This is a genomic window from Paenibacillus sp. MB22_1, assembly GCF_047200555.1.
Classification (GTDB): Bacteria; Bacillota; Bacilli; order Paenibacillales; family Paenibacillaceae; genus Fontibacillus; species Fontibacillus phoenicis.
Genome location: NZ_JBLADV010000002.1, coordinates 2,523,409 through 2,537,027, shown reverse-complemented (window position 1 = coordinate 2,537,027; position 13,619 = coordinate 2,523,409). Strand labels below are relative to the sequence as shown.

Here is a 13,619-nt window from a genome sequence, read left to right as displayed (position 1 = left end):
AAAGGAAGTTGATGAAGCGCTATGTTCAAAGACAAGAAAGCCCCCCGTCTGACCGATACCCTGATCGGCCAAGGCAGCCTGGTAGAAGGCAAGCTGGAGTGCAAGTCCAATCTGCGTGTGGAGGGTCAAATCCATGGGGAGATCGACTGCCAGGGACAGATCATCATCGGCGAAACCGGCGAGGCCATGTCCAACATTAAAGGCGCCGATGTGATCGTCGCCGGCAAAGTCATCGGAGATGTCACCACTACAGGGAAACTCACAATCACCGCAAGCGGTCAAGTCGACGGCAACGTGGATGTGGCCAAGCTGATCATCGTTGAAGGTGGACTGCTGAACGGATCGAGCAAAATGGAACGGGTGGCCCCCGCCCCCACCCCATCGGCTTCTAGCGGCAAAGGCAAGGTCAAGAAAGCCGCGCGCCCCGAAGCAGGGTAGACCAATCAAAGATGACAAGAAGCTCCCGCCCATTGAGTCAGGCAGGAGCTTCTTATTTTTTGCAAGGGAACAAGCTTATGCAGCAACGTCACGCTTCTTGAATACGAGCCAGGCCACCGCCAGGAACAGCAGGACGTAGACCGCCAGCACCGTGATGGAGAAGCCCAGCGTCATCCCGGCCGGTCCGACCTGCCCCCCGCGATATTGGCCTAGATCCATATTGGTAAACAGCAGATATTTGGCCCAAGCATAACGCGACGGGTGGAACAACAACGTAAAGATGTTGCCCGCAAACAAGATGAAGAGCGACAGTCCGATGGCAATGCCGCTAGAGCGAAAGACCGTCGACAGCATAAACGAAAATGCTGCAATTACCAGCAAATCGATATAGCTGTACAGCAGACTTTCCAGAATCCGGCTCAGCGGGCTTGCCCCTAGGTATTGCGATGGCTCATTCGGGAAAATCAGGAACGAAACGGCCAGGGCGATGGCGAAAAATACCGCGCTCATCGCCAGCGTAAATAGCAGCACGGCCAGCAGCTTGGACAGCAGGACCTTCGTCCGCGTCCAAGGACGGATCAGCAGCAGCTTGATCGTTCCCCAGGTGAACTCACCGGCTACGATGTCAGCGGCAATAACGGCGGCATAGATGCTGACGAGATAATACAGGAAACTGAGTTGGTCCAAAGCGTCCCAGGCGCTCAGCCGCTGGCTGCCGCCGTCCAACGAGAACAGCACCCCAAACAGGATCGTCAGCAGGACAAGCAGCCCAAACATAATCCAGGTGCGAACCCGCCGGTAAATCTTCATGTTTTCGTTTTGGACCAGCGCGAGAAAATTATTCAATGTCCTTCCCTCCCGTCAGCTCCAGGAATTGATCCTCCAGCGAACGCGTCACCGCCTGGATGGCGTACACGTCAATGCCCGCCAAGACCAGCTTCGCGTTGATCTCCGCCGCAGCCTTCCGGTCGGCGGACACGATCAGCCGGCCGCCTTCGAGGCGAGCGCCTGCGATCAGCCCTACCGCGCGCTGCGGATCGCTTACGTCGAAGGCCGTCTCCTGCGCCCGGCCTTCGACGGCTTCCGGGTGCAGGGACTTGACGTCCACCAGCCGTCCCTGCTGGATAACCGCGACCGTGTCGCACATCAGCTCCATTTCCGACAGCAAATGGCTGGAGACAAACACGGTCGTCCCTTCCTCCCGCGCCAGCGCCCGCAGATAATCGCGGAGCTCGCGGATGCCCTGCGGGTCGAGCCCGTTGGTGGGCTCGTCCAGCACCAGCAGCTTCGGCCGATGCAGGATGGCCTGCGCAACCCCAAGCCGCTGGCGCATGCCCAGCGAATACGTCTTGACTTTGTCATGGATGCGGTTCTGCATGCCAACCCGCTCGACCGCCTCCCAGATCCGCTGTTTCGTGACCCCCGGAGACATGCGGGCGTAATGTAGCAAATTCTGGTACCCGGTCAGGAACTTGTACATCTCCGGATTCTCCACAATGGCGCCGACATGCGATATCGCCTCTTCGAAACGATCCTTAATGCTGGCCCCTTCGATCAGGATATCACCTTCCGATATCGACATCAGTCCGACCATCATCCGGATCGTGGTCGTTTTCCCGGCTCCGTTGGGACCCAGGAAGCCGTATACTTGTCCTCTCGGGATATCCAGCGTTAATCGGTCGATCAGCGTCTTGCTGCCGATGCGCTTGGTGACGTCCCGCATGCGTACGACGGGTTCCTGCGTCATCTCCATAGGATACTCCCCACTCTCTTTTCGAACTGTATCCCGTTAAATCAGGATAATTTCCCCTATTCTACCATAAGGCTTCCGTCAGCTAAAGCTCCGGGCAGTGATGAGGGACTGACAGAGGGCTGACATAGGTCAATCTACCCGGGTGATTCACCCGGACGATTTACCCAGGCGATCTACCAGAGATTGACCCGGGCCATAATGCCATCAGCCGCCCCCTTCAGACCTCCTGTTGGCGCTTTGGGCTGGGATTTGCAGTCTTATGCCCCGTCGGCCTGCGGCTCCTCGCCGTACCAGAGCTGGCGGAAGCTGGCGCTGGTGGCGAGCAGCTGCTCCGCCGTGCCTTCGGCTTCAATCGTGCCGTCCTTCAGCACGATGATATGGTCCGCGTGCGAGAGCGCGGCCTTGCGGTGCGACACCACGAGGCAGGTTGCCTCGCCTCGGGATTGGAACAACCGCTCCCACAGCTTACGTTCGGTTTCGACGTCGAGCGCGCTCGACAGGTCGTCGAACACGTACAGCTGTGCCTCGCGCACGAGCATCCGGGCGGCCGCGGTCCGTTGGACCTGGCCGCCGGAGAGCTTGACGCCGCGCGGTCCGACCATCGTGTCGAGGCCATGCGCGAGCTGCGCCACGTCGTCCTCCAGCACGGCGACGTGCAGCGCCTGCGTCAGGCTGCCCTCGTCCTCGGGCAGCCCGAGCAGGATGTTGTTCCGCAGCTTGTCGCTGTACAGGCGCGGGATTTGCGCCGTATACGCGCTTTGCGGCGGAACAAAAAAGTCAGCCGGCGTACGGACGATGCGGCCGTTCCAGCGGATCTCCCCGGCTTCCGCCGGCAGCAGGCCAAGCAACGCCCGCAGCAGCGTGGTTTTGCCGGAGCCGATCATGCCGGTGACGACCGTAAACGATCCGCGTGGCAGGCGCAGACTGACGTTCTCGATGCCCCGGCCGGTCTCCGGATAGCGATACGTCAGTCCGCTCACTTCCAGCAGCTGCAGCGGCTCCGCCGGCAGATCGGCTGCAAGTACATTCCGGTCGTCCTGCTCTAACGGAGATCCAGCCGGATACGTCCCCAATCCCGAGACGCTTAACGCAGTTGCTGCGCCCTTCATCCCGTGATCGGTGTCCGACTCCCGCCGCTTGCCGATTCCGATGTACGCCGGAACCGTCAGCAGCTTGGCCGGAGCGCCTTGAAGCATGTGCTTCAGGCGGGAGAAGCTGATCGCCATTTGCTTATAAAACGTCATAAAGTTCCCGACGTTCGAAATCAATTGGGTGACAAAGGTTAAGTAATAGATGAACAGCGACAAGTCACCGACGGAAAACGATCCGCTGCGCATCTTGTAACCGGCCAGCACCAGAATCAGTCCGGTTCCGAGGTTGACGGAGTTCGTAAACACAGAGGACAGCGATTCGGTGATCAGCTTATCTTTGACCATCATCTTCCGGCGCTCGTCGCTCAGACGTTCGAACCGCCGGACGATCCGCTCTTCCGCTCCCGCGACTTGAATCGCCTGTACGTTCGCGAACATCTCGCTGATTGAGCTGGTTACATTCGCTGTGGCAGCGCGGCTGGCAGCCCGGTACTTCTGAATGCGCGCCGTGGCGATTTGCGCGGCTGTCACGACCAGAATGAGCGGTACAAAGACGAAGAACGTCAACTGCGCATCGATTGAAATCAGAATATAACTGGAGATCACAACAAAGCCCATCAGGCCAAGCATATCCACCGACCAGCTCATCGCTTCCTCCGCTTGATCCACGTCATCGCGGAAATTGCTGATCGCCTCCCCCGGTGCGCAAGGGATCGCTTTGGCGCCGGGCTCCCGAAGCACATGGGCCAGCATATTTCGCCGCAGCAGCATGCTGATCCGGAATCGGTAGCTGCCATCTGTCCAGCAGCCTACAGCGATCATCGCGATGCGCGCCAGCGCCACGCCGATAAGCAACGCCGTTAGTCCCTCAACTCCGAATGGGAGGTTGGCGCTGCCTTCCAAATCATCGAAGAACGCCTTCGTAATCAGGCCCGGAAGCAGCGGGATCATATGAATGATCGTCCAGGAGAGCAGGTTCGCGATATAAAAAGCCGGACGATTCAGCAGCAATCTCCAGAAAAAATGCCGCGTGCTCATGCCAACACCTCCTCCAGGCCAACGGACAGCATCCGGCTAAACCGAGAACCGGGGTCAGCCGCCAGCTCTTTGCGTGGTCCATATTCCACGATTCGGCCATTCTCCAAAATAAGGATCTGATCGGCTCGCTGCACGGTTGATAAACGGTGCGCGATGATCATGCACGTCCGCGACTCCAGCAGCCGGGTGATCGCCGTCTCGATCCGGTTTTCGGTCAGCGGGTCGAGACGGGAGCTGGCTTCGTCCAGGATAACCAGCCCCGGGTTCGTCAGGAATACCCGAGCAAACGCCAGCAGCTGCGCTTCCCCAGCCGACAGACTTCCCCCTCCGGAGGAGAGCACTGTATCCAGTCCATCAGGCAAAGCAGCATACCACTCCTGCAATCCCAACTCATTTAACACCGCGATGATGTCCTCATCCCGTATGCTTTCATCAAACAGAGCCAGATTATCGCGAACGGTGCCTTCCATAATCTCGATGTTTTGCGTCACCATCGCCACCCCGCTCCGCAGCTCGTGCAGCTTGCACTCGCGGATGTCGATGCCCGACAGCTCGATCTTGCCCTGTTGGGGATCGTAGAAGCGCAGCAGCAGCCGCGCCAATGTAGATTTTCCGCTGCCAGTGCGGCCTAGCAAGCCGAGCGTTTCTCCCGGCTTCAGCATCAAATCCACCTCATGCAGTGTCGGCTCTCCGTCTTCCTCGTACGAGAACGTCAGGCGGTCGATTTTCACGGATAACGGCCCCTTCGGCAGCGGTGCGCCTGGACCGTCGGTAATCCGCGATTTCGTATTCAGCAGATCCCGGACGCGGATTAGACTGGCGTCGGCTTTTTGCAGATCATCCAGCTGGGTACGGATCTTCTCAATCGGCTGAGCCAGCAGCTCCGTGTAATAAAACACAAGGTAGATCGAACCGATCGTCAGCTCGCCCCGTCTCCACAACCAGGCGCAAACCAGAAAGGCGGCGGCATTGCCCAGAGCGAACACGAGAATCGTTGTCCCCCACATCATACCGAAGCCCACCGAGGCGCGAACGCGTACCGGCAGCATCCGCCGGGCCATGGCATAGAAGCGTTCCAGCACGTAACCGGCCGCCCCGTTCGCCCGGGTATCCTCGGTGCCTTCCAGCTGTTCACCGATAAACCCGTAAAGCTCGGCATTTTGGGCACGCCACTTGGTCCACACCGGAACCGTAAACTCACGAATTTTCCGAATCATAAAGATGGCACCAACGACAAATAAGCTCATCGCTGCACCAATCCAGATGCTTTCACGGAACAGCAGCAACAGGATGCCCGTCATCAGCAGCAAATTGCCCAGCATATGGATCAGGAAGCTGGAGAAGAAGTTGGCCAGCGCGTTGACGTCGCCGTCCACCCGTTCAATCAAAGAACCGGAAGTGTTCGACTTGTGGAACGACATATCCAGCGACAGGCAATGTCTGACGAGGTCCGCGCGCAGCTTGTTTGTTGTCGTCCAGCCCAGGTTCTCGCTGAAGTAGGACGCGCACACCGATACGAGCTGTTGGATCAGAGAGAAGCCGATGAAGAGTCCCGCCGCGATATATAAAGGCTTTAAACTTCCATCCCCCTGCGCGGTATCGATAAAATAACGAATGACTTGCGGATTAATCAGCTGCAAAGCGATCGAGATCAACAGCAACGCAGCCATACTGAACAGCAGCTTGCGTTGCGTGAACACGTATTTCTCCAGCATTTCGAGATAATGCCCTAGAGGTCTCGTCCTTCGTTTGCCGCCTTGCGATGCAACAGTTTGTTCAGCCAAAGGCCGCTCCCCCTTTCCCATTCACTTCCTAATATTCTCCAAATCATATTACACGAAAAACGTATGTTCGCACAATCGGTTTATTTTTACCTAACAAAACCGCCCCGCAGTCTTGTTCAGACAACCGGGGCGGTCAACTTCCTCATTGCTATCGCTAAAATCTATTAGTTGTTGCCGGCACGGGCCAGCTCGCGCGCATTCGCTTCAAATGCAGCGAGCAGCGCGGCTTCACCCTTCAGCCCTTCATTTTCAACTTTACGGATTTGCTCCAACATCCGTTTGTAGTCCTTCGGAATGACGCGGACGAATTTCGGCAGGTACTCGTTCCAACGATCCAGCACGCGGCGTCCAACCGTACTATCCGTGTACAGGATGTGACGGCTGATTAACGTCCGCAGCTGATCGATTTCCGCCGGATCCTCCACCGACTCGAGCAGCACCATTTCCAGGTTGCAGCGGCCCGCAAAATCTCCGCTCTCATCAAGCACGTATGCGATCCCGCCGGACATCCCGGCTGCAAAGTTCCGGCCGGTTTCACCCAAGATGACAACCCGTCCGCCGGTCATATATTCGCAGCCATGGTCACCGACGCCTTCAACGACGACGTTGGCCCCGGAGTTCCGCACCGCAAACCGTTCCCCGGCAATCCCGCGGATGTAAGCCTCCCCGCTCGTTGCACCATAGAACGACGTATTGCCAATGATGATGTTCTCCTCTGGGACAAACGTTGCACGCGGCGACGGCTTCACAATCACCTTGCCGCCGGACAGCCCTTTGCCGGTGTAGTCGTTGGCATCGCCTTCGACGGTGAGGGTCATGCCTTTCGGGATAAACGCCCCAAAGCTTTGGCCCGCAGAACCTTCAAAATGGAACGTGATCGTATCCTCAGGCAGCCCTTGCTGTCCATAACGGCGGGTAACTTCGTAGCCTACAATCGTCCCGGTCGCCCGGTTCACGTTGCAGATCGGCAGCCGGGCGCTGACGGCTTCGCCGCGCTCCAGCGCAGGCAGAGCCAGCGGCAGCAGCTTCGTCATATCCAACGTCTCTTCCAGCCCATGGTTTTGCTGTTTCGTGCAATAGCGGCTGCTTCCTTCCGGAAGCTCCGGCATATGCAGCAACGAGCTGAGATCAACGCCTTTCTTCTTCCAATGATCCACCGCCTTCACCGCATCCAGGCAGTCGGTGCGTCCGATCATTTCTTCCAGTGTGCGGAAGCCCAGCTCGGACATCCATTCGCGCAGATCCTCTGCCACGAAGGTCATAAAGTTGACAACGTGCTGCGGATCTCCGGTGAAGTTTTTGCGCAGCTCCGGATTTTGCGTGGCAACCCCTACTGGGCATGTATCCAGCTGGCATACCCGCATCATGATACAGCCAACCGCCACCAGAGGTGCAGTCGAGAAGCCAAACTCCTCAGCCCCAAGCAGTGCGGCAACAGCGAGGTCGCGGCCGTTCAGCATCTTGCCGTCGGTTTCCAGTACGACGCGGTCGCGCAGGTTGTTTAGGATTAGGGTCTGATGCGTTTCAGCCAGCCCCAGCTCCCACGGCAAGCCCGCATGGCGGATCGAGCTTTGCGGCGAAGCACCAGTGCCCCCGTCATAACCGCTGATCAGAATGACGTCCGCGCGGCCTTTAGCAACGCCGGCAGCAATCGTTCCGACGCCGGCCTCTGCAACCAGCTTCACGTTGATACGCGCTTTCGGATTGGCGTTCTTCAGATCGTAAATCAACTCCGCCAAATCCTCGATCGAATAGATATCATGGTGCGGCGGCGGCGAAATCAAGCCAACCCCCGGCGTGGAGCCGCGTACTTCCGCTACCCAAGGATACACCTTACGGCCCGGCAGCTGACCGCCTTCACCCGGTTTCGCCCCTTGCGCCATCTTAATCTGGATTTCGTCGGCGTTCACCAAGTAGTGCGATGTAACACCAAACCGTCCCGACGCCACCTGCTTGATCGCGCTGCGGCGCAGATCGCCGTTAGCGTCCGGCACATAACGCGCCGGATCCTCGCCGCCTTCGCCGGTGTTGCTCTTGCCTCCGATGCGGTTCATCGCGATCGCAATCGTCTCATGCGCTTCTTTACTGATCGAGCCAAACGACATCGCCCCGGTCTTGAAGCGGCGCATGATCGAAGCAGCCGATTCCACTTCCTCCAGCGGCACCTTCGGCCCGACCGGCTTCAGCTCCAGCAAAGAGCGCAGCGTCAAATGTTTATTGTTCTCGCCTTGCACCAGCTCGGCGAATTTCTTATACAGTTTATAATCGCCCGTACGGACCGCCTGCTGCAGCAAATGCACCGTTTGCGGGTTGAACAGATGCTCTTCCCCGCCGCTGCGCCACTGGTATTCCCCGATGGAATCCAGCACCTTGTCATTGCCATCCTTATCGGTAAAGGCACGGAAATGATGGGCGAGCGTTTCGGCGGCCACTTCTTTCAAGCCAATGCCCCCGATCCGCGACGGCGTCCACGTAAAGTAACGGTCTACGAAGGAAGGCTCCAGGCCAACCGCTTCGAAAATTTGCGCCCCGCGGTACGATTGAATCGTCGAGATGCCCATTTTGGACAACGTTTTAACGACCCCTTTGGTCGCAGCTTTAATGAAGTTGTACACCGCTTTTTCATGCGAAATGCCCTGCAGCATCCCTTGAGCAATCATATCCTTTAACGATTCGAACGCAAGATATGGATTCACTGCGCTGACGCCGTAACCAAGCAGCAACGCAAAATGGTGTACTTCACGCGGCTCGCCCGACTCCAGCAGCAGGCTGACCTTGGTCCGCGTCTCTTCACGGATCAGATGGTGATGCAAGCAGGATACTGCCAGCAACGCCGGGATAGCCGCGTTCTCCGCATCCATATCGCGGTCGGACAAGATCAGGATATTATGGCCCTTGGCGATGACCCGATCTGCTGCTTCGCATAACGTATCCAACGCCTTGCGCAGCCCCTCCGCTCCTTCGGCAGCCGGGAACAGGATTGGAATCGTGATCGCTTTAAACCCTGGCCGGTGCAGATGGCGGATTTTCGCAAAGTCCTCATTGGACAGAATCGGCGAATCCAACCGGATTTGACGGCAGCTCTCCGGCTCCGGCTGAAGCAGGTTGCGCTCCGGCCCAATCGTCGTTGCGGTCGAGGTAACGAGCTCCTCGCGGATCGCATCGATCGGCGGGTTGGTAACCTGCGCAAACATCTGCTTGAAGTAGTTGTACAATCGCTGCGGATGTTCGGACAAGACGGCGAGCGGCGCGTCGTAACCCATCGAAGCGATATTTTCCTGACCGGTTAAGGCCATCGGCTCAAGCACCTTCCGCAGGTCTTCATACGTATAGCCAAACGCCATTTGACGGCGCGCAATGTCTTCATGACTCTCCGGCGGCAGCTCTTTCGCTTCCGGCAGATCTTCCAGCTCAACGAGATGCTCGTTCAGCCATTCACGGTACGGATGCTCCTTCGCGATGGCGGATTTCACTTCCTCGTCGGAAATGATCCGGCCTACCTGCGTGTCGACCAGCAGCATCCGGCCCGGACGCAGCCGGTCCTTATAGAGCACATTCTCCGCCGGGATATCAAGCACGCCAACCTCCGAGGAGAGGACGATCAAGTCGTCCTTCGTTACGTAATAACGCGATGGACGCAAGCCGTTCCGGTCCAAAATCGCCCCAATCTGGATCCCGTCGGTAAAGCCCATCGCCGCAGGCCCGTCCCATGGCTCCATCATCGTGCTGTGGTATTCGTAGAACGCCTTTTTGTCCGGGTCCATGTCGTCCCGGCCAACCCAAGGCTCAGGCACCATCATCATCGCTACGTGAGGCAGGGAGCGTCCGCTCAAGTACAGGAATTCAAACGTATTGTCGAACATCGCCGTATCCGAGCCGTCCGGATTGATGATCGGTTTTACCTTTTCCAAATCGTCGCCAAATTTCTCGCTCTTGAACATCGACTGACGGGCATGCATCCAGTTCACGTTGCCGCGCAGCGTATTAATCTCGCCGTTGTGAATCATAAAGCGGTACGGATGCGCCCGCTCCCAGCTTGGGAACGTATTCGTACTGAAGCGCGAGTGCACCATCGCGATGGCCGATTCCAGTCTCTCGTCCCGCAAGTCGAGGTAGAATTGCCCAACCTGCTCCGTGGTCAGCATCCCTTTGTAGACTACTTTCCGGCACGATAAGCTGGGTACGTAAAAAGCATCCCCTTGCTCGGCGCCGCTATAGCGGATCGCGCGTTCAGCCCGGCGCCGGATCACGTACAGCTTGCGCTCAAAGTCCAGATCCTCCTTCAGATCTGCGGAACGCTCGATAAAAATCTGGCGGACGAACGGTTTAGCCGCTTTGGCCGATTGGCCCAGCATATCGTCGCGAGTTGGCACCGTACGGAAGCCAAGGACGCGTTGTCCTTCCTCCTCGGCGATACGCACGAGCTCTTCCTCCTGCTTAGCCCGAACCGCTTCGTCATGAGGCAGGAACAGCATCCCAACGCCATATTGTCCTGCCTCCGGCAGTGTAAATCCAAGCTTTGCTGCTTCAGCGGCAAAAAAACGGTGCGGGATTTGCAGTAAAATACCTGCGCCATCCCCCGAATTCGGTTCGCTGCCTTGGCCGCCCCGGTGTTCCATATTCGCCAGCATGGTCAGCGCTTGGCTGACGATATCATGGGAGGCTTTCCCTTTGATATGAGCCACGAAGCCCATGCCGCAAGCGTCTTTTTCGAAAGCGGGATCATAGAGTCCCTGCTTGGGAGGTATAACGGTATGTTTCATCATCTGACGCAACCTTTCTATTTAGAGGTAGTTCAAACATCATTAGCGAATAGAATGGATCAGTCCCTATGTCCTGCGACTACGCCGGATAAGCCCGGTTCAATCTTTCTTTTTATTCTAACGGAAAATGTCACATCTGTTTTTGCATTATATTCTCTTTATTTTGCACTATTGATTAGAACTTTTAGGCCGTGACAGGGCGGTTTTGCCACGAAAGCGTCACCATATGAAGACGTGTGGTTGTCTCTGCGTGTCTATTTGCACCATTATCCCTTTTTTTAAGGGGTAGGAGCGAACCTGTTGCCCGTTGCTCATAAGGTCCGTAACCCGACGGGAACTTTGTTACTATAGAGTTTATGTCCCGGTAAAGAATGTGTCCCGGCCAAACTCGACTGATGATTCGGGATCATCCTGCAAAAGGCTCGGCTCAGGGATATCTACCCACCTACAAAAAAGATCCGCCCTCCGGAATTCCAGAGAGCGGATCTTCTGTAATCATGATTTGATTAGTGCGACTGTACGCTCAGGTTGGCTTCAGGACTGCGTTCTGTACTGCGTTCGTGGCGCAGGAAGTACACCAGCGTAAACGCCAGAAATACAACGCCAAACGCAACCAACCATCCGATGTTTTCCCAAGCCATCGGCATATCGCCGGTGGAGATGACCGCCTTGAAGCCTTTGACGCTGTACGTCATCGGCAGGATCGGGTTGAAGGCTTTCATCCAGTTCGGAATCAGTTCGAGCGGGAACGTTCCTGCGCTGGTCGTCAGTTGGAAAATCAGCATCAGGATCGCCAAGAACCGTCCCGGGTTCTCCATCCAGGTTACAAGTGCTTGAATGATCAACATGTAGCACAAGCTGGTGACAAAGGCGAAGAGATAGAAGAGCGGAACGCTCTTGACCTCAAGCCCCAATCCGTAAAGAACCAGTGCAGACGCCAGCAAGGACTGTATCAGACTCATGCCGGCAAAAGTCAGCGTACGGCTTACGAAGCGGCTCCAGCCGCTGGCTTCCGCCACCGAAGTGCCTCTGACCGGCACAACCAGCGTCGAGATCAGCGCCCCAACGAACAGGCCCAGCGACAAGAAGTATGGTGCAAAGCCGGTGCCGTAGTTAGGTACTTCATTAACCTTCTGCTCGTTGATCTCAATCGGCTGAGCATACATGTTCACAAGCGCATCGGTTTTCTTCACGCCGGAGGTTTGTTCTGCGGCATCGGTCAGCTTCGAAGCCAGCTCGCCCGAGCCTTCTGTCAGTTGATCCATGCCGTCCTTCAGTTCACCCGCACCTGCATCCAGCTGCTTCGAGCCGTCCGCCAGCGTGCCTACGCCGCCAGACAATTGCTCAACACCGCCGAGCAGTTGTTTGGCACCTGCGCTCAGCTGTCCGGCACCGCTTGCCAGCTTCTTGCCGCCAGCCGCCGCTTCCGACAGCTTGCCGCTAAATTGCTCCAGGCCGCTCGCCAGCTTCTCTTGTCCGGCGTTCAGCTCGGTCATGCCTTGCAACAGCTGCTCTTGGCCCGCCGTTAATTGCTGCCCGCCTTGAACCAACTGCTGCTGGGCGCTGTGTAGGTCTTGGCTGCCTTTCAGCAGCTGCTGATTCCCTTGGTGCAGCTGCTCGCTGCCTTGGGCGACCTGCTTGCTGGCCGCGATCAACTGCTGAACCGCCGCGTTCTTCGCCAGTTCCGGATTCGCTTGGGCCAGCTGTTCCAAGCCTTGCGCCACGCTGTTCGCCCCTGCGGCTACCTTCTCGCTTCCTTGCACCGACGCTTCCAGGCCGGATTGCAGTTGGGCGCTGCCTTGTTCAGATGCGGACAAGCCAGCTTCCAGCTTCTTCGCGCCTTCCAGCGACGATTGAAGGCCTGCCTGCAGCTTGGTACCGCCTTGATGCGCTTGCTTTGCGCCAGCTTCCAGCTGTTGGCTGGCCGCTTCCAGTTGCTTCAAGCCGCTGGCGAGGCTGCCAGCACCGTCCTTCACTTCATTGATGCCTTGATATAACGACTGCGTACCTTTCTCCAGAGGCGCTACGCCGTCTTCGAGTTTCATCGTGCCGGCGACGAGCTTCGCCAGATTTTCTTTCAGCTTCTTGGTTCCATCATCGAGCTTCACCGCCCCTTCGTTGAGGGTGCTGGCCCCGTCGCCCGCCTCACTGAGGCCGCCGGAGATTTTCTCCACTTGGTCAAACAAGGTTTCCGTATAGGCTTCCGTCACTTTGGCGGACACTTTCGATTTGATCTCTTTCACAGCCGTACCGCCGATTTGCGCGGCCAGGAAGTTGTAACCTTCGTTTGGCTCAAAGATCAACTGAGCCGGCGACGGATTTTCATCCATCAATGTGGTCGCTTGTGAAGAGAAATTGTCCGGAATGATGATCGTCATGTAATACTCATTATTCTTCATCCCGGTTTCCGCTTGCTCGCGGGTGACGAACTTCCATTGGAAGTCGTCGCTCTTCTTCAGTTCGGCAACGAGGTCCTCGCCGACCTTCAGTTCCTTCCCCTCGTATTGCGCGCCCTGATCCTCGTTCACCACCGCTACCGGCAGCTCGTTCATCTTCCCGTACGGATCCCAGAAGGCCGTCAGGAACATGCCGCTGTACAGTACGGGAATGAACAGCACAACAAGAATCGGGATGAACACTTTAGGATTTTTAAAGGTGGCTCCCATATCCTTGAAAAATACACTTAATGATTTCATTTTTGCTTTCTCTCCCCTTGGTGGCTTCTTTCTCTAAATTGTTGAATGTAGTTCCT

General features: G+C 57.0%; 7 protein-coding genes. 1 reads left to right on the top strand and 6 read right to left on the bottom strand.

Going from position 1 to position 13,619, the window contains the following annotated elements; genetic code table 11:
• Positions 1 to 21: 21 nt before the first annotated feature.
• Positions 22 to 438: a bactofilin family protein gene (locus ACL02P_RS23265; protein WP_009226266.1), complete on the top strand. Its 417-nt coding sequence runs from the start codon at positions 22 to 24 to the stop codon at positions 436 to 438.
• 75 nt (positions 439 to 513) lie between these two features.
• Here the strand turns inward: ACL02P_RS23265 and ACL02P_RS23260 are convergent, their stop codons facing one another.
• The 6 genes from ACL02P_RS23260 to ACL02P_RS23235 all read right to left on the bottom strand — a co-directional run bounded on the left by ACL02P_RS23260 (position 514) and on the right by ACL02P_RS23235 (position 13,563).
• Positions 514 to 1,284 carry an ABC transporter permease gene (locus tag ACL02P_RS23260; protein ID WP_009226265.1) on the bottom strand — a complete coding sequence of 257 codons (771 nt, stop codon included), beginning with the start codon at positions 1,282 to 1,284 and terminating at the stop codon, positions 514 to 516.
• Positions 1,277 to 2,185, bottom strand: a complete 909-nt coding sequence (locus ACL02P_RS23255; protein ID WP_157273505.1) for an ABC transporter ATP-binding protein — start codon at positions 2,183 to 2,185, stop codon at positions 1,277 to 1,279. The genes ACL02P_RS23260 and ACL02P_RS23255 overlap by 8 nt, the downstream gene beginning before the upstream one ends.
• 263 nt (positions 2,186 to 2,448) lie before the next feature.
• A complete protein-coding gene (locus ACL02P_RS23250; protein WP_412838174.1) occupies positions 2,449 to 4,320 on the bottom strand; it encodes an ABC transporter ATP-binding protein in 1,872 nt (623 codons plus the stop codon).
• On the bottom strand, positions 4,317 to 6,125 hold the full coding sequence (locus tag ACL02P_RS23245; RefSeq protein ID WP_009226262.1) for an ABC transporter ATP-binding protein: 1,809 nt from the start codon (positions 6,123 to 6,125) through the stop codon (positions 4,317 to 4,319). Before ACL02P_RS23245 ends, ACL02P_RS23250 begins: the two co-directional genes overlap by 4 nt.
• A 143-nt stretch (positions 6,126 to 6,268) precedes the next feature.
• Positions 6,269 to 10,867 carry a glutamate synthase large subunit gene (gene gltB, locus ACL02P_RS23240; RefSeq protein WP_260071597.1) on the bottom strand — a complete coding sequence of 1,533 codons (4,599 nt, stop codon included), beginning with the start codon at positions 10,865 to 10,867 and terminating at the stop codon, positions 6,269 to 6,271.
• A gap of 506 nt (positions 10,868 to 11,373) precedes the next feature.
• Positions 11,374 to 13,563, bottom strand: a complete 2,190-nt coding sequence (locus ACL02P_RS23235) for a YhgE/Pip family protein (protein ID WP_412838173.1) — start codon at positions 13,561 to 13,563, stop codon at positions 11,374 to 11,376.
• Positions 13,564 to 13,619 lie beyond the last annotated feature (56 nt).